General features: G+C 67.2%; 15 protein-coding genes and 2 tRNA genes. 11 read left to right on the top strand and 6 right to left on the bottom strand.

Annotated features, from left to right (window positions below; all coding sequences use genetic code 11):
- The first annotated feature begins 17 nt into the window (after positions 1 to 17).
- The 11 genes from tpiA (at position 18) to pnp (ending at position 10,441) form a co-directional block, all read left to right on the top strand.
- A complete protein-coding gene (gene tpiA, locus M8009_RS13490; RefSeq protein WP_250062030.1) occupies positions 18 to 767 on the top strand; it encodes a triose-phosphate isomerase in 750 nt (249 codons plus the stop codon).
- Positions 768 to 771: 4 nt separating this feature from the next.
- A complete protein-coding gene (gene secG / locus M8009_RS13485; RefSeq protein ID WP_250062028.1) occupies positions 772 to 1,131 on the top strand; it encodes a preprotein translocase subunit SecG in 360 nt (119 codons plus the stop codon).
- Positions 1,132 to 1,154: 23 nt separating this feature from the next.
- Positions 1,155 to 1,241 (top strand) — tRNA-Leu (locus M8009_RS13480).
- Positions 1,242 to 1,352: 111 nt separating this feature from the next.
- A tRNA-Met gene (locus tag M8009_RS13475) sits at positions 1,353 to 1,429 on the top strand.
- Between the two features lie 217 nt (positions 1,430 to 1,646).
- Positions 1,647 to 2,105 (top strand): ribosome maturation factor RimP, encoded by a 459-nt coding sequence (gene rimP / locus M8009_RS13470; RefSeq protein ID WP_250062026.1) that lies wholly within the window; start codon positions 1,647 to 1,649, stop codon positions 2,103 to 2,105.
- Positions 2,106 to 2,148: 43 nt separating this feature from the next.
- Positions 2,149 to 3,642, top strand: coding sequence for a transcription termination factor NusA (gene nusA, locus M8009_RS13465; protein ID WP_250062024.1), 1,494 nt, complete (start codon positions 2,149 to 2,151; stop codon positions 3,640 to 3,642).
- Between the two features lie 27 nt (positions 3,643 to 3,669).
- Complete coding sequence (gene infB, locus M8009_RS13460) at positions 3,670 to 6,198, top strand: translation initiation factor IF-2 (protein WP_250062015.1); 2,529 nt, start codon at positions 3,670 to 3,672, stop codon at positions 6,196 to 6,198.
- 18 nt (positions 6,199 to 6,216) lie between these two features.
- The gene (gene rbfA, locus M8009_RS13455) at positions 6,217 to 6,660 is read left to right on the top strand and encodes a 30S ribosome-binding factor RbfA (RefSeq protein ID WP_250062013.1); all 444 of its coding nucleotides are present in this window, start codon (positions 6,217 to 6,219) and stop codon (positions 6,658 to 6,660) included.
- On the top strand, positions 6,660 to 7,577 hold the full coding sequence (truB, locus tag M8009_RS13450) for a tRNA pseudouridine(55) synthase TruB (protein ID WP_250062011.1): 918 nt from the start codon (positions 6,660 to 6,662) through the stop codon (positions 7,575 to 7,577). Before rbfA ends, truB begins: the two co-directional genes overlap by 1 nt.
- A 79-nt stretch (positions 7,578 to 7,656) precedes the next feature.
- Positions 7,657 to 7,926 (top strand): 30S ribosomal protein S15, encoded by a 270-nt coding sequence (rpsO, locus tag M8009_RS13445; RefSeq protein WP_250062010.1) that lies wholly within the window; start codon positions 7,657 to 7,659, stop codon positions 7,924 to 7,926.
- 379 nt (positions 7,927 to 8,305) lie between these two features.
- The gene (gene pnp / locus M8009_RS13440; protein ID WP_250062007.1) at positions 8,306 to 10,441 is read left to right on the top strand and encodes a polyribonucleotide nucleotidyltransferase; all 2,136 of its coding nucleotides are present in this window, start codon (positions 8,306 to 8,308) and stop codon (positions 10,439 to 10,441) included.
- A gap of 175 nt (positions 10,442 to 10,616) precedes the next feature.
- Here the strand turns inward: pnp and M8009_RS13435 are convergent, their stop codons facing one another.
- The 6 genes from M8009_RS13435 to pcnB form a co-directional block, all read right to left on the bottom strand.
- A complete protein-coding gene (locus M8009_RS13435) occupies positions 10,617 to 11,792 on the bottom strand; it encodes an acetyl-CoA C-acetyltransferase (RefSeq protein WP_250062005.1) in 1,176 nt (391 codons plus the stop codon).
- 220 nt (positions 11,793 to 12,012) lie between these two features.
- Positions 12,013 to 12,393 carry an aspartate 1-decarboxylase gene (panD, locus tag M8009_RS13430; RefSeq protein WP_250062003.1) on the bottom strand — a complete coding sequence of 127 codons (381 nt, stop codon included), beginning with the start codon at positions 12,391 to 12,393 and terminating at the stop codon, positions 12,013 to 12,015.
- A 36-nt stretch (positions 12,394 to 12,429) separates the two neighbouring features.
- A complete protein-coding gene (gene panC / locus M8009_RS13425) occupies positions 12,430 to 13,278 on the bottom strand; it encodes a pantoate--beta-alanine ligase (RefSeq protein WP_250062000.1) in 849 nt (282 codons plus the stop codon).
- A 25-nt stretch (positions 13,279 to 13,303) separates the two neighbouring features.
- On the bottom strand, positions 13,304 to 14,095 hold the full coding sequence (gene panB / locus M8009_RS13420) for a 3-methyl-2-oxobutanoate hydroxymethyltransferase (RefSeq protein ID WP_250061998.1): 792 nt from the start codon (positions 14,093 to 14,095) through the stop codon (positions 13,304 to 13,306).
- Between the two features lie 115 nt (positions 14,096 to 14,210).
- Positions 14,211 to 14,708, bottom strand: a complete 498-nt coding sequence (gene folK / locus M8009_RS13415) for a 2-amino-4-hydroxy-6-hydroxymethyldihydropteridine diphosphokinase (protein ID WP_250061996.1) — start codon at positions 14,706 to 14,708, stop codon at positions 14,211 to 14,213.
- Positions 14,705 to 16,102, bottom strand: a complete 1,398-nt coding sequence (pcnB, locus tag M8009_RS13410) for a polynucleotide adenylyltransferase PcnB (protein WP_250061994.1) — start codon at positions 16,100 to 16,102, stop codon at positions 14,705 to 14,707. The genes folK and pcnB overlap by 4 nt, the downstream gene beginning before the upstream one ends.
- Between the last annotated feature and the right edge of the window lie 143 nt (positions 16,103 to 16,245).

Below are 16,245 nucleotides of genomic sequence, written 5' to 3'. Positions count from 1 at the left end.
TTGAAAGAGGAACCCCCATGCGCATGCCGCTGATCGCCGGCAACTGGAAGATGAACGGCTCCCTGGCCCTGGTCGAGGAGTTCGGCCGGGCCTTCGCCGACGTCTCCCTGCCCGTGAACGTCGAGGTGTCGCTGATGGTGCCCTTCCCCTTCCTGGAGGCGGCGGGCCGGGCACTCGGCGAGACGTCGGTGACGGTCGGCGCCCAGACGCTCAGCGACCGTCCCTCGGGGGCCTTCACCGGGGAAGTCAGCGCGGCGATGCTGCGCGAGTGCGGGGCCCGGCTGGTGCTGGTCGGCCACTCGGAACGCCGCACCCTGTTCGCGGAGGATGATGCCGCGGTGCTGGCGCGCGTCAAGGCGGCGCTGGCCGAACAGCTCACCCCGGTGCTGTGCGTCGGCGAGACGCTCGAGGAGCGCGAGGCCGAGCGCACCGAGGCGGTGGTGCTGGGCCAGATCGAGGCGGTATTCGGCGCCCTCGACGAGGCTGAGCGCGCTCGCCTGGTGGTCGCCTATGAGCCCGTCTGGGCCATCGGCACCGGCCGCACGGCGAGTCCCGAGCAGGCCCAGGCGGTGCACGCGGCCATCCGCGACTGCCTGGCGCGCTACGGCGCCGGCCTGGCCGGCGGCATGCGTCTGCTGTACGGCGGCAGCATGAAGGCGGATAATGCCGCCGAGCTGCTCGCCCAGCCCGATATCGACGGCGGCCTGGTGGGCGGTGCCTCGCTCAAGGTCGACGATTTCCTAGCCATTTGTCAGTCAGCAGGTTGAATCCATGCAAGTTGCCATTCTCATGACCCATGTGGCGATCGCCATCGCCCTGGTCGTCCTGATCCTGCTGCAGCAGGGCAAGGGCGCCGAAGCCGGTGCCGCCTTCGGTGGCGGTGCCTCCCAGACAGTGTTCGGCTCGCGGGGCAGCGGCAGCTTCCTGGCGAAGTTCACCGGGCTGCTGGCGGTGGCCTTCTTCGCCACCTCCCTGACCCTGGCCTACTTCGCCTCCCAGGCGGGCGAGGCGCCCGAGGCCGGCATTCCCGATGCCGAGCTGATCGAGCAGCAGAACAGCGTGCCGACACTTGACGATGCCGACCGCGATGTGGATAATACGGCGCCAGCGCTGGAGGAAAGCGGCGACTGAGGTCGTCATCCAGCCTCCCCGATGCCGAAGTGGTGGAATTGGTAGACACGCTATCTTGAGGGGGTAGTGGCCTTATGGCCGTGCGGGTTCAAGTCCCGCCTTCGGCACCATATGCGAAGTGATCGACACAACCGTCGGGACTTCGAAGCAGGATTGGCAGTATGCGGTGTTGCCGCTTGACGAGATCGTCATGTGGGCTTACAATCACCGGCCTAGATTGATGCGGGGTGGAGCAGTCTGGTAGCTCGTCGGGCTCATAACCCGAAGGTCATCGGTTCAAATCCGGTCCCCGCTACCATCTTCCTGGCAGGCATGCAGCGGTTCGAGGGGCATGCCAGAGAGCCGAAGTGGTATACAGGTTTCTTGTGAAAGCCCCTTCCTGTGAAGGGGCTTTTTGTTAGCAGCTTGCCAGCCGGAGACGGCGGCGCTGCTCCGGGCAACGCCAATCAGCCACCTGACTCTTCTCTTCACTCCCGGCCAGGTGCCTGATGCAACGGCTGTAGGAGCTTTCTTCCGTGGCAATCAAGGATGCTGCGCTGCATGCGCTGATCGAACCGGTGGTCTCCGCCATGGGATTCGAGCTATGGGGCATCGATCATCTGTCCCAGGGCAAACATTCCCGCCTGGTGATCTACATCGATCACCAGGATGGCGTGAGCGTGGACGATTGCGCCGACGTCAGCCGCCAGGTCAGTGCGGTGCTCGATGTCGAGGACCCGGTGCCCGGCGAGTATCGGCTGGAAGTCTCCTCGCCGGGCATGGACCGGCCGCTGTTCACCCTCGATCAGTTCGAGCGCTATGCCGGTCATGTGGTGGCCGTGAAGCTGCGCCTGCCCTTCGACGGGCGGCGCAAGTTCCAGGGGCTGCTGGCCGGGGTCGAGAGCGACGAGGTGTTGTTGCAGATCGACGGCGAGGAATATTGCTTTCCCATCGAGGGCATCGATCAGGCGCGGGTCGTCCCGCAGTTCACATGATGGGCTCGGTGCATAAGGACAGGTTCACTGGCGAGGCTAAGGCATGAGTAAAGAAATTCTGGCGGTCGTCGACGCGATCTCCAACGAGAAGGGGGTCCCCCGCGAGGTGATCTTCGAGGCAGTCGAGGCGGCCCTGGCCAGTGCATCGCGCAAGCGCTTCGAGGACGAGGAAGCCAGCGTGCGCGTGCACATCGACCGCGAGACCGGCGACTACGAGACGTTTCGTCGCTGGGAGGTGGTCGAGGACGATGACTTCGACGGGCCCGATGCCCAGATCAAGCTCTCCTTCGCCGAGCGCCGTGACCCGCCCCTGGGGCTGGGCGACGTGGTCGAGGAGCGCATCGAGAATGCCTCCTTCGGCCGCATCGCCGCCCAGACCGCCAAGCAGGTCATCGTGCAGAAGGTGCGCGAGGCCGAGCGGGCCGAGGTGGTGCGCCAGTATGCCGAGCGCGAAGGCGAGCTGGTCGCGGGCATCGTCAAGAAGACGACACGCGACGGCCTGATCATCGATCTCGGCGAGAATGCCGAGGCCTTCCTGCCGCGCAGCGAGATGATCCCCGGCGAGCGCTACCGCATGAACGAACGGGTCCGCGCGCTGCTGGTCAAGGTCGACCCTGAGGCGCGTGGCGCCCAGCTGATCCTCTCGCGCACCTGCCCGGAGCTGATCATCGAGCTGTTCAGCATCGAGGTGCCGGAGATCGCCGAGCAGCTCATCGAGATCAAGGGCGCGGCACGCGACCCGGGCTCGCGGGCCAAGATCGCGGTCAAGACCAACGACCGGCGCATCGACCCGGTGGGGGCCTGCGTGGGCATGCGCGGCTCTAGGGTGCAGGCCGTCTCCTCGGAGCTTCAGAACGAGCGCGTGGACATCGTGCTGTGGGACGACAACCCCGCCCAGCTGGTGATCAACGCCATGGCACCGGCGGATGTCGCCTCGATCCTCGTCGACGAGGAGGCCCATGCCATGGACGTGGCCGTCGCCGAGGACAACCTGGCCCAGGCCATCGGCCGCAGTGGCCAGAACGTGCGCCTGGCCTCCGAGCTCACCGGATGGCGTCTCAACGTCATGACCGAGGAGGAGGCCGAGGACAAGCGCGACCAGGAGATCGACAGCCTGGTCGAGCATTTCATCCAGCACCTGGAGATCGATGAGGACGTGGCGCGCCTGCTGGTGGAGGAGGGCTTCACCTCCCTGGAGGAAGTCGCCTACGTGCCGGTCGAGGAGATGCTCGAGATCGAGGAGTTCGACGAGGAGACCATCGAGGAGCTGCGCGCTCGGGCCAAGGACGAACTGCTGAACCTGGCCATCGCCTCCGAGGAGGAGCTCGATGGCGCCCAGCCGGCCGACGACCTGCTGGAGATGGACGGGATGGAGCGCCACCTGGCCTTCATCCTGGCCAGCCGGGGCATTGTCACCATGGAGGACCTGGCCGAGCAGTCCGTCGATGACCTGCTGGACATCGAGGGAATAGACGAGGAGCGCGCCGCGGCACTGATCATGACTGCCCGTGCGCCATGGTTCGAGAATGAACAGTAAACGGGTCACGGGCTGAGGAGGGTCGTAATGTCAGAAATGACCGTTAAGGATTTTGCAGCGAAGGTGGGGCGCGACGTGCCCCGTCTGCTGGAGCAGATGAAGGAAGCCGGGCTCGGTCAGAAGTCCGAGGGCGATGCCGTGTCCGAGGAGGACAAGCGTCAGCTGCTCGACTATCTCACCAAGAGCCACGGCGGCAGTGGCGCGGGGGCGAAGAACCGCATCACCCTGACGCGCAAGACGCGCAGCCGCATCAAGACCGGCGAGCGTGGCAAGAGCATCGAGGTGCAGGTGCGCAAGAAGCGCACCTACGTCAAGCGTGCCGAGGAAGAGACCAAGCCGGAGCCGACGGAAGACGCCGGGCCGCGCCAGCTGGTCGGCGACATGGCCGATTCCCAGCAGGCCCAGGCCGCCCAGGATGCCCGCGAGGCCGAGGAAGCCAAGGCGCGTGCCGCCGAGGAGTCCGCCCGCGAGGCCGCGGCCAAGCTCGAGGCCGAGAAGGCCGCGGTTGAGCCCGAGATTCCGGTGCCGGAGCTCGAGACCGCCCCGCCCGCGGAGGAGCCTCCGGCTCCGCCCAAGGAGGGTCGCCCCGAGTCGCGCCGCGCCGCGGTCAAGAAGGCGACCACCAAGGCCGGCGCCGGCAAGAAGGGGCGTGGCGAGCGTGACGAGGACGATCGCGGTGACCGCGAGGAGCGTCGCCGTGGCGGCAAGAAGGCCAAGCGCGCCGAGCGTCGTGGTGGCCGCCGCGGCGGCGGCAGCCAGGGCGGTGGCGGCAAGCACGGCTTTCAGAAGCCGACCCAGCCGATCGTCCGCGAGGTCTCCATCCCCGAGTCGATCAGCGTCGCCGACCTGGCCGACAAGATGTCGATCAAGGCGAACGAGGTCATCAAGGCCATGTTCAACATGGGCGCCGCGGTGACCATCAACCAGACCATCGACCAGGACACCGCGGCCATCGTGGTCGAGGAGATGGGCCACAAGCCCAAGCTGGTCAAGGACGATGCGCTGGAGACCGAGGTCCTCGAGGGCATCTCCTACGAGGGCGAGGAGATCACCCGCTCGCCGGTGGTCACCGTGATGGGCCACGTCGACCACGGCAAGACCTCGCTGCTCGACTACATCCGCAAGGCCAAGGTGGCCACCGGCGAAGCCGGCGGCATCACCCAGCATATCGGTGCCTACCACGTCGAGGACGACCACGGTGGCGTGACCTTCCTGGATACCCCGGGCCACGCGGCGTTCACCGCCATGCGTGCCCGCGGTGCCAAGGCCACCGACGTGGTCGTGCTGGTGGTGGCCGCCGACGACGGGGTCATGCCCCAGACCATCGAGGCGATCGAGCACTCTCGCGCGGCCGAGGTGCCGATGGTGGTCGCGGTCAACAAGATTGACAAGCCCGGCATCGACCTGGACCGGATCAAGAACGAGCTCTCCCAGCACGGCGTGATCTCCGAGGAGTGGGGCGGCGACACCCAGTTCGTTTACGTCTCCGCGCATACCGGGGAAGGCATCGAGGAGCTGCTGGAAGCCATCCAGCTGGTCTCCGAGGTGCTCGAGCTCAAGGCGGTTCCCGAGGCGCCCGGCAAGGGCGTGGTGGTCGAGTCCCGCCTGGACAAGGGGCGCGGCCCGGTGGCCACGGTGCTGGTCCAGAACGGTACCCTGAAGAAGGGCGACATCGTGCTGGCCGGCCTGCACTACGGCCGTGTTCGCGCGCTGACCAACGAGCTGGGCAAGCAGGTCGACGAGGCCGGTCCCTCCACCCCGGTGGAGATCCAGGGCCTGGACGGCACCCCCGAGGCAGGCGACGACTTCATGGTGCTGGCCGACGAGAAGAAGGCCCGCGAGGTCGCCAACTTCCGCCAGGGCAAGTACCGCGAGGTGCGCCTGGCGCGCCAGCAGAAGGCCAAGCTGGAGAACATGTTCAGCCAGATGGGCCAGGAGGTGGCCGCCAAGCTCAACATCGTGCTCAAGGCCGACGTCCAGGGTTCCCTGGAAGCGATCAAGGGCGCCCTGGAAGAGCTCTCCACCGACGAGGTGGAAGTGGCAGTGGTCTCCTCCGGCGTGGGCGGCATCACCGGTACCGATGCCAACCTGGCGCTGGCCAGTGACGCCATCGTGGTCGGCTTCAACGTGCGTGCCGATGCCGCGGCCCGCGAGATCATCGAGCGGGAAGGCCTGGACCTGCGCTACTACAGCGTCATCTACCAGCTGATCGACGAGGTCAAGCAGGCGATGAGCGGCATGCTGGCGCCGGAGTGGAAGGAAGAGATCGTCGGCGTGGCCGAGGTCCGCGACGTCTTCCGCGCACCCAAGATCGGTGCCGTGGCCGGCTGCATGGTGGTCGAGGGAACCGTCCATCGTCACAAGAAGATCCGCGTGCTGCGCGACAACGTGGTGATCTACGAGGGCGAGCTCGAGTCGCTGCGCCGCTTCAAGGACGATGTCCAGGAAGTGCGCAACGGCATGGAGTGCGGCATCGGCGTGAAGAACTACAACGATGTCCAGGTCGGCGACAAGATCGAGGTCTTCGATCAGGTCAAGGTCGAGCGGACCCTCTAAGGGCTCGAGGAGTCGTACATGCGCGAGTTCAAGCGTACCGACCGGGTGGCCGACCAGCTCCAGAAGGAGCTGGCGGTGCTCATCCAGCGCGAGGTCAAGGATCCGCGGCTGGGCATGGTCACGGTCAGCGGCGTCGAGGTCAGCCGCGACCTCGGCTATGCCGACGTCCACGTGACCCTGCTGGGCGAGCAGACCCCGGAGCACATCAAGGAGAACCTGGCGGTGCTCAAGCGGGCCGCCGGTTTCCTCCGCAGCCGGATCGCTCGCCGCATCAAGCTGCGCCATGTGCCGGAGCTGCGCTTCCACTACGACGAGAGCGTGGTGCGTGGCCAGCGGCTCTCCTCGCTGATCGACGAGGCCGTCGCCAGCGACCAGGCCCAGCACGACGAGGCGGCGGATGATGACCGCGACCCGGTCGACGGTTCGGCAGGTGGATCGGCAGACAGGGACGAGCGCGACTGATGGCACGGCGGCGTCGCGGGTTGCCGGTGAACGGCGTGCTGCTGCTGGACAAGCCCGCGGGCCTGTCCAGCAACCATGCGCTGCAGCGGGCCCGGCGCCTGTTCCAGGCCCAGAAGGCCGGCCACACGGGAACCCTGGATCCCATGGCCACCGGCCTGCTGCCGGTGTGCTTCGGCGAGGCGACCAAGTTCTCTGCCCACCTGCTGGAGGCCGACAAGGTCTACCGCACCCGGGTGGAGCTCGGCGCGATCACCGATACCGGTGATGCCGAGGGCGAGGTGGTCGAGCGCCGCGCGGTGCCCCGGCTGACCGAGGCCGACGTCGAGGGCGTGCTCGCGCGCTTTCGCGGCGAGATCGACCAGGTGCCGCCGATGTACTCGGCGCTCAAGCACCAGGGGCGCAAGCTCTACGAGCTGGCCCGCGAGGGCAAGTCGATCGAGCGTGCAGCCAGGCGCGTGAGGGTGTATGATGCGCGCCTTCTTTCCCTTGCCGACGCCGCCTTCGAGCTCGAGGTGCGCGTCAGCAAGGGGACCTACATCCGTACCCTGGCCGAGGACATCGGCCAGGTCCTGGGCTGCGGCGCGCACATCAGCGCGCTGCGCCGCCTGGAGACGGGCCCCTTCACGAGCGAGGGCATGCTGACCCTCGACGCGCTGGAGGCCCTGCCCGGCCAGGCCGAGCGCGAGGCGGTGCTGCTGCCCGTCGACGTGCTGGTCGACCACCTGCCGCGGATCGGGGTCGATGCCGCGGCGGCCAGCCGGCTGGCCCATGGCCAGGCGGCCCGGGTCGAGCCCGGCGAGCTGGCCGGGGGGGAGACGGCAAGACTCTACTGCGACGGGGCCTTCCTGGGCCTCGGCGTGGTGGCGGGGCCACAGGAGGTGGCGCCGAAACGGCTGCTGAGCACCGCAGCCGATTGAAGGGAGAGACGCCCGAGACTGCAAATATGCGTGGTCTCACACACTCATCATTCAGGCATATTGCTTACTGGAGAGACAGATGGCACTGACAGCCGAGCAGAAGTCCGCAATCGTCAACGAGTACGGTCGTGGCGAGAACGACACCGGTTCCCCCGAAGTGCAGGTGGCCCTGCTGAGCGCCAACATCGATGGCCTGCAGGACCACTTCAAGACCAACAAGCAGGATCACCACTCCCGTCGTGGCCTGATCCGCATGGTCAACCAGCGCCGCAAACTGCTGGACTACCTGAAGCGCAAGGATTTCGAGCGCTATCAGTCGCTGATTCAGCGCCTGGGCCTGCGTCGCTAAGAAAAGGGTATTTCGCTACTGCGCTCGATATCCTGGCCGCCGGCGGTGCTCGGAATCCTCATGTAGCAGGCTACACTCCGGTTCCTGCGCTCCGGTGGCAACCAGCCTCTCATCGCTCGTAACGCGAAATCCTCCTTTTCTTCAGGTCATACGAAACGGGTAGCCCTACGGGGCTGCCCGTTTTGTTTTTTGGCGCCAATGTCAGGGGCACCGGTGGCAGGTCGGAGGGGAAGTCCGACACTTCGGGGCCTGTCGCCGGATCAGCCCCGGTAATGCAGAGCCGGAAATGTCGCTAACCGGTGGCCGCAGCGGGCGTCAACCCCTAAAATGGTCGCCGAGTCAAAACGAACCAAACACAGAAAAGTTGAAGGAAGTCGCCGTGAATCCGGTCAAGAAAACGTTTCAGTACGGTCGCAGTACCGTCACCCTGGAAACCGGGCGCATCGCCCGCCAGGCCACCGGTGCCGTGATGGTTACCATGGACGACACCGTGGTGCTGTGCACCGTGGTGGCCAAGAAGGAGGCCAATCCTGCCCAGCCCTTCTTCCCGCTGGGGGTCTTCTATCAGGAGAAGACCTACGCGGTCGGCAAGATTCCCGGCGGCTTCTTCAAGCGCGAGGGGCGTCCCACCGAGAAGGAGACCCTCACCTCACGGCTGATCGATCGCCCGATCCGTCCGCTCTTTCCCAAGGGCTTCATGAACGAGGTGCAGGTGGTCTGCTCGGTGCTATCCACCGACCGCAACCATGACCCGGATATCGCCGCGATGCTCGGTACTTCCGCCGCCCTGGCCATCTCCGGTGTGCCCTTCAACGGCCCCATCGGCGGCGCACGCGTGGGCTTCACCGAGGACAACGGCTACTTCCTCAACCCCACCGTCGAGGAGCTGGCCGGCTCCGAGCTCAACATGGTGGTCGCCGGCACCGAGAAGGCCGTGCTGATGGTGGAGTCCGAGGCCAACGAGCTGCTCGAGGACGAGATGCTCGGCGCCGTGCTCTATGCCCACCAGGAGATGCAGGTGGCCATCCAGGCCATCAACGAGCTGACCGCCGAGGCCGGCAAGCCGAAGTGGGAGTGGCAGCCGCCCGCCGATAACGTCGCGCTCAAGGGCGCCATGGCCGATGCCTTCGAGAAGAAGGTCGGCGAGGCCTATCGCATCACCGACAAGATGGCCCGCCAGGATGCCCTTGCCGCTCTCAAGGAGCAGGCGGTCGAGCAGTTCGCCGGCGAGGAAGAAGGCAAGTACGACGCCGACGAGGTCAAGGGTGCCTTTGCCGGCCTGGAGAAGCGCGTGGTGCGGGCACGCGTGGTCAAGGGCGAGCCGCGTATCGATGGCCGCGACCACAAGACCGTGCGTCCACTCTCCATCGAGGTCGGCAGCCTGCCCAAGACCCATGGCTCGGCGATCTTCACCCGCGGCGAGACCCAGGCGATCGTGGTGGCAACGCTGGGCACCCTGCGTGATTCCCAGCTGATCGAGTCGCTGGAGGGGGAGCGCAAGGACCGCTTCCTGCTGCACTACAACTTCCCCCCCTACTGTGTGGGCGAGGCGGGCTTCATGGGCGGCCCCAAGCGCCGCGAGATCGGTCACGGCCGTCTGGCGCGGCGCGGCGTGCAAGCGATGCTGCCCGACGAGGCGGAGTTCCCCTATACCATTCGTGTGGTCTCCGAGATCACCGAATCCAACGGCTCCAGCTCCATGGCCTCGGTGTGCGGCTCGTCGCTGGCGCTGATGGATGCCGGCGTGCCGATGAAGGCCCCGGTGGCGGGCATCGCCATGGGCCTGGTCAAGGACGAGGATGGCTTCGCCGTGCTCACCGACATCCTGGGTGACGAGGACCACCTCGGCGACATGGACTTCAAGGTGGCCGGCAGCGCCGAGGGCGTCACCGCCCTGCAGATGGACATCAAGATCGAGGGGATCAACGAGGAGATCATGGAGGTGGCCCTGCAGCAGGCCTATGAGGCCCGCCAGCAGATCCTCGAGCAGATGAACACGGTGATCGCCCAAAGCCGTGCCGAGGTCTCCGAGAACGCCCCCTCCATGGCGACCATCAAGATCGACCCGGAGAAGATCCGCGACGTCATCGGCAAGGGCGGCGCTACCATCCGCAAGATCTGCGAGGATACCGGCGCCTCCATCGACCTGGACGACGACGGCACCGTGCGCATCTATGCCGAGGACAAGTCGGCGGCCAAGGCGGCCATCGACACCGTGCTGGCGATCACCGCCGAGCCCGAGATCGGCAAGCTCTATCGTGGCAAGGTGGTGCGTATCGCCGACTTCGGCGCCTTCATCAACATCATGCCGGGCACCGACGGCCTGGTGCATATCTCCCAGATCGTGCCGGAGCGGGTCAACGACGTCCGCGACTTCCTCAACGAGGGTGACGAGCCCATCGTCAAGGTGCTCGACATCGACAACCGCAACCGGGTGAAGCTCACCATCAAGGAGATCACCCCGGAAGAGAAGGCGGCGTTCGAGGCCGAAGCGGCCGCTGAACCCCAGCTCTAAGCACAGCGGAAAGCGCCAAGCGCCGAGCGCCGAGCTTCAAGAAAAACCGCCGCCAGGGTTCAGCCCTGGCGGCGGTTTGCTTTTTGGCGGACATAAAAAACATGCCCCGGGATATTGCTCCCGGGGCATGCTGTTCGCTCGGCGCTCGGCGCTCGGCGCTCGGCGCTCGGCGCTTTTAGCGCTCGATTGCGAGTGCGACGCCTTGCCCACCGCCGATGCATAGCGTGGCGAGACCCTTCTTGGCGTCCCGGGCGATCATCTCGTGGACCAGGGTCACCAGGATGCGACAGCCGGAGGCGCCGATCGGGTGGCCGATGGCGATGGCGCCGCCGTTGACGTTGACCTTGCTGACATCCCAGCCCAGCTCCTTGTTGACCGAGAGGGCCTGGGCAGCGAAGGCCTCGTTGGCCTCGACCAGGTCGAGGTCGTCCAGGCTCCAGCCGGCCTTCTCCAGGCAGCGGCGGGTGGCCGGTGCCGGGCCGATGCCCATGATGGAGGGGTCGACGCCGGCATTGCTGTAGGCCTTGATGCGGGCCAGCGGCTCCAGGCCCAGCGCCTTGGCCTTGTCGGCGGAGCAGAGCATTACCACGGCGGCACCGTCGTTGATGGAGGAGGCGTTGCCGGCAGTGACGGTGCCGTCCTTCTTGAAGGCCGGACGCATGCCGCCGAGCTTGTCGGCAGTCACATCGCGCGGGCCTTCATCGGTGTCGAAGACCACCGGGTCGCCCTTGCGCTGGGGGATTTCCACCGGGACGATCTGCCCCTTGAACTTGCCTTCCTTGATGGCGGCGGCGGCCTTCTGCTGGGAGCCGGCGGCGAACTCATCCATCTCCTCGCGGGTGATGCCGTACTTCTCGGCCAGGTTCTCGGCCGTGATGCCCATGTGGTAGTTGTTGAAGGCGTCCCACAGGCCATCGTGGACCATGGTGTCCACGGCCTTCCAGTCGCCCATGCGCTGGCCGGTACGGGAGTTGGGCAGCACGTGGGGCGAGGCAGACATGTTCTCCTGGCCGCCGGCGATGATCACCTCGGCATCGCCGAGCATGATGGCCTGGGCACCCAGGTGCAGCGCCTTGAGGCCGGAGCCGCAGACCTTGTTGATGGTCATGGCGGGCACGGCATCCGGCAGGCCGGCCTTGATGGACGCCTGGCGGGCGGGGTTCTGGCCGACCCCGGCGGTGAGCACCTGGCCGAGCAGTACCTCGTCGACCTGGTCCCCGGCAACGCCGGTGCTGGACAGGATGTCCTTGATGACATGTGCACCCAGGTCGCTGGCAGAAATGCCGGCCAGGGAGCCACCGAAGGTGCCGACGGCGGTGCGGCGAGCGGCGACAATCACCACGTCTTGCATGGGAGATACTCCTGAAGAATGACTAGCGGGCTTGCGGCCGTGTCTGGGGGACAGCCTGAGCTCGAAGACGTCTCAGACAGAGCCGGGTCTCTCAGCATAGGGGACGCTTGTGCATCGCGGCAATGCTTCCATGGCCGAATGCGCGGGAAGAGTCGGGGGAGGCGTCAGGATGGGCGGTGGTACCGGCACCCCGGGCGCGGGGTGCCGTGGCAGGTGGATGTCAGGCCAGCTGGACGGGGATGGCATTGCTGGTGTGGCTGACGACATTGCCTTCCTGCAGGTAGACCAGAGCCGGGTGGTGGTTTTCCAGCTCGGCGTCGCTGTAGTGGGCATAGCTGCAGATGATCACCCGCTGGCCTTCGCTCGCCAGGTGGGCTGCGGCACCGTTCACCGAGATGACCTTCGAGCCCTCTTCGGCGCGGATGGCGTAGGTGGTGAAGCGCTGGCCGTTCTCGACGTTGTAGATCTGGATCTGCTCGTTCTCGCGGATACCGGACATGTCGAGCAGCGCTCCGTCGATGGCGCAGGAGCCCTCGTAGTTGAGCACGGCATGGGTGACACGGGCCATGTGCAGCTTGGCCTTGAGCATGATGGTGTGCATGGGGCGTATGTTCCTCTGTTTGACGACGCCACGCCCTCAGCGTGGCAGGGTCAGGCTCAGGTTATCGATCAGTCGGGTCGGGCCCAGGCGCGCCGCGGCGAGCAGCACGGCGTCGCGAGTGGTGGTCGTCACCGGTCCCAGGTCGGCGTCGCGAAGCTCGAGGTAGTCCGGCGCGAAGCCGGTCTCCCTCAGCCGGGCGAGACCGTCGGCCAGGGTGTCGTCTGGGTCGGCGCCGGCCTCCAGGGCATCGCGCAGCGCGCACAGGGTGCGGTAGAGCGCCGGGGCCGTGGCGCGCTGGGCGGCGTCCAGGTAGCCGTTGCGCGAGGAGAGGGCCAGGCCGTCCGCGGCGCGCACGATGGGCACGCCGACGACCTCCACGGGGAGGTGCAGGTCGGCCACCAGGCGCCGGATCACCGCCAGCTGCTGATAGTCCTTCTCGCCGAAGCAGGCCACATCGGGCTGCACCAGGTTGAAGAGCATGGTGACGACGGTGGCGACGCCGTCGAAGTGCCCGGGCCGGTCGCCACCGCAGAGCCCCTCGCTGACCTCGGGTACGCAGACCCGGGTCTGGGCCGCGAGGCCGCGTGGGTAGAGGGTCGTCGTCTCGGGGGCGAACAGCAGGTCGCAGCCCGCCTCCTCGAGCTTGGCCTGGTCCTCGGCGAGGGTACGCGGGTAGGCGTCGAGGTCCTCGCCGGCGCCGAACTGCAGCGGATTGACGAAGATGGTCGCCACCACCACGTCGCCACGGCGACGCGCCTCCGCCACCAGGGCCAGATGGCCATCGTGCAGGTTGCCCATGGTCGGCACCAGGGCGATGCGCTGGCCGCGACGACGGAACTCGTCCAGGGCCTCGCGCAGGGGCACAATCTCTCGCAGGGTACGCATCGCGGCGAGCTCCTCGAAACGTGGCTTAGAAACAGTGCTCCTGGGCGGGGAAGCGGCGGGCCTTGACGTCCTCGTGGTAGCGGCGGAAGGCGCCCGGGATATCGTTGGCATCAACCATGAAGTTCTTCACGAAGCGCGGCGTGCGGCCGTGGGTCACCCCCAGCACATCGTGCATCACCAGGATCTGGCCGTCCGTGTCGGGACCGGCGCCGATGCCGATCACCGGCACCGCCAGCGCCTCGCTCACCGCCCGCCCCAGGCTTGCCGGCACACACTCGAGCAGGATCACCGAGGCGCCGGCCTCGACCAGCGTGCGGGCATCCTCGAGGATCCGGGTCGCCTGTTCGGCCTCGCGCCCCTGCACCTTGTAGCCACCCAGCTGATAGACCGACTGGGGGGTCAGGCCGAGGTGGGCGCAGACCGGCACGCCACGCCGGGTCAGCTCGCGGATGCCGTCGGCCATCCAGGCCTCGCCTTCGACCTTGACCAGTTCGGCCCCGGCACGCATCAGCTCGCCGGCATCCTGGAGCAGCCGCTCGGTGCTCGAGTTGCTCATGAAGGGCAGGTCGACCATCAGCAGGCTGGCGCCCCTGCCGCGGGCCACGCAGCGGGTGTGGTAGCAGATCTCGTCGAGGGTCACCGGCAGGGTGCTGGCATGGCCCTGCAGGACCATGCCCAGGGAGTCGCCCACCAGCAGCACCTCAATGCCAGCCTCCCCGGCCGCCCGGGCGAAGGAGGCGTCGTAGGCGGTCAGGCAGCTGAACGGCTCACCGGCGCGCTTGAAGGCCTGCAGCGTGCTCAGGGTGACGGTTTTCATGGCGTGCTCTCATCGTCTGGTCGTGGGAGGCCTCTGGCGGGCCTGCCTCGGTGTAACCCGAGATTGTTACCTGAATCGTGCCGAAGTGTCGATAGGTAACAGTTCGGGGTGTTCCTCAGCCTTGCGGTAACACGGGTTGCAGGCCCCCGGTGTCGAGCTCGGCGGCCAGTCGCGCCAGGGGCTGCCCCTCGAGCACCAGGCGCGGGGCCAGCTCGGCCAGCGGGACCAGCACGAAGGCGCGCTGGAGCATCTGCGGATGGGGCACTGTCAGCCGCGGCAGAGTGACCCGGTGCTCATCGAAGAGTAGCAGGTCCAGGTCCAGGGTCCGGGGACCCCAGCGCCGGCCGCGCACGCGGCCGTGGCGCTGTTCGAGGGCCTGCAGCTGGTCGAGCAGGGCGAGCGGCGAGAGCCGCGTCTCCAGGTGCGCCACGGCATTGATGTAGTCGGGCTGGTCGGCGGGCCCCACCGGCACGCTGGCATAGAGCCTCGAGGCAGCGATGCGACGGGTCAGGGGCAGGCGGTCGAGCTCACCCAGGGCGCGCTCGACATGCCCGCGCGGGCCGTCGAGGTTGCTGCCCAGGCCGATCCAGGCAGAGTGCCGTGGCGGGCTCATGTGTCGCTCGCGGGGCCCCGCGGCTTCCGGCGCCGACGGCGGCGCTTGCGTGGCTGGCCGCTACCGGCCGGGTCGGCGCCGACCTTGCCGAGCAGGCGGCGCTGCTCGTGCTCGTCGGCCTGCTGGAAGGCGGTCCACCAGTCGCCCAGGCCGGGAGTGATCTCGCCGGCGCCTTCGCGCAGCAGCAGGAAGTCGTAGGCGGCCCGGAAGCGCGGGTGCTCGCGGGTCTGGAAGACGCGCTTGCCGCGGCGCAGCGGCAGCCGCTGCTGCAGGTCCCAGATGTCGCGCATCGGCAGGCTGAAGCGCTTGGGGATGGAGATATGCTGGAGCTGGCGCGAGACTACCTGCTGGGAGGCCGCCTGGAGCGCGGGGATGGGCGGCATGCCATCGGCCTCGTGGAGCGCCTGGCGCTGCTGGACGGGTGCCCAGAGCAGGGCGGCGAACAGGAAGGCCGGGGTTACCGGGCGGTCCTCGGCGATGCGCCGGTCGGTGCTCTCCAGTGCCAGCTCGACCAGGCGCTCGGCCCAGGGCAGCTCCTCCATGGCCTCGTCGGCCTCGGGGAAGAGCATCGCGAAGAGCCCGTAGTCGCGCAGCAGGTGGAAGGTGGCGACGCCCTGGCCGGCCATGAATAGCTTGAGCACCTCGTCGAACAGCCGCGCCGGGGGAATCTGCAACAGCAGCGGTGCGGCGTCGTGGATGGGGGCCTCGGTGGCCGGGTCGAGGTGGAAATCGAGCTTGGCGGCGAAGCGCACCGCCCTGAGCATCCTCACCGGGTCCTCGCGATAGCGGGTGGCCGGGTCGCCGATCAGGCGCAGGGTGCGGGCCTCGATGTCGTGCACGCCATCGGCGAAGTCGTGGATCGAGAAGTCGGCGATGTTGTAGTAGAGGGCATTGACGGTGAAGTCGCGGCGCAGGGCGTCTTCCTCGATGTTGCCCCAGACATTGTCGCGCAGCAGCAGGCCATCGTCCGACTGCTGGGAGATATGGTCGGCATGGTCATCGTTGGGCTTGCCGCGGAAGGTGGTGACCTCGATCACCTCGCGCCCGAAGCGGACATGCACGATGCGAAAGCGCCGGCCGATGATGCGCGAGTTGCGGAATAGGTCCTTGACCTGCTCCGGCGTGGCATCCGTGGCGACATCGAAGTCCTTGGGCATGTGGCCGAGCAGCGCATCGCGGATGCACCCTCCCACCAGGAAGGCTTGGAAGCCGGCATTGTGAAGCCGGTAGAGCACCTTGAGGGCGGCGTCGCTGAAGTGCTGACGCGAGACAGGGTGTTCCTGGCGGGGAATGATGCGCGGTCCGGTGCTGCCGGCCGGCGCATCCTGAGGGCCGAATAGCGACTTGATGCGCTCGCCCGGACTCTGCAGAAAGCGGGTAAAACCTTTGATCATGCGGCGATATCGACTCGCGGGACGCGGAAAGCGTTGAGTGTAGCCGACCACTGACACCTTGCAAAGCGTGGCACGGTGCCGAGGGCGACCAGGAAACAGAAAGGGGAGGCCATTGGCCTCCCCTGTAAGCAGGATGCAGCATC

This window comes from Halomonas gemina (assembly GCF_023554995.1).
In the GTDB taxonomy this organism is placed as follows: domain Bacteria; phylum Pseudomonadota; class Gammaproteobacteria; order Pseudomonadales; family Halomonadaceae; genus Halomonas; species Halomonas gemina.
The sequence above is the reverse complement of the archived record's forward strand: the minus strand, read 5'-3'. Positions and strand labels throughout refer to the sequence as shown.

Coding starts and splice junctions, on each gene's coding strand:
- tpiA (WP_250062030.1), top strand. CDS start 18: ATGCGCATGCCGCTGATCGCCGGCAACTGGAAGATGAACGGCTCCCTG.
- secG (WP_250062028.1), top strand. CDS start 772: ATGCAAGTTGCCATTCTCATGACCCATGTGGCGATCGCCATCGCCCTG.
- nusA (WP_250062024.1), top strand. CDS start 2,149: ATGAGTAAAGAAATTCTGGCGGTCGTCGACGCGATCTCCAACGAGAAG.
- infB (WP_250062015.1), top strand. CDS start 3,670: ATGTCAGAAATGACCGTTAAGGATTTTGCAGCGAAGGTGGGGCGCGAC.
- rbfA (WP_250062013.1), top strand. CDS start 6,217: ATGCGCGAGTTCAAGCGTACCGACCGGGTGGCCGACCAGCTCCAGAAG.
- truB (WP_250062011.1), top strand. CDS start 6,660: ATGGCACGGCGGCGTCGCGGGTTGCCGGTGAACGGCGTGCTGCTGCTG.
- rpsO (WP_250062010.1), top strand. CDS start 7,657: ATGGCACTGACAGCCGAGCAGAAGTCCGCAATCGTCAACGAGTACGGT.
- M8009_RS13435 (WP_250062005.1), bottom strand. CDS start 11,792: ATGCAAGACGTGGTGATTGTCGCCGCTCGCCGCACCGCCGTCGGCACC.
- panD (WP_250062003.1), bottom strand. CDS start 12,393: ATGCACACCATCATGCTCAAGGCCAAGCTGCACATGGCCCGTGTCACC.
- panC (WP_250062000.1), bottom strand. CDS start 13,278: ATGCGTACCCTGCGAGAGATTGTGCCCCTGCGCGAGGCCCTGGACGAG.
- panB (WP_250061998.1), bottom strand. CDS start 14,095: ATGAAAACCGTCACCCTGAGCACGCTGCAGGCCTTCAAGCGCGCCGGT.
- folK (WP_250061996.1), bottom strand. CDS start 14,708: ATGAGCCCGCCACGGCACTCTGCCTGGATCGGCCTGGGCAGCAACCTC.
- pcnB (WP_250061994.1), bottom strand. CDS start 16,102: ATGATCAAAGGTTTTACCCGCTTTCTGCAGAGTCCGGGCGAGCGCATC.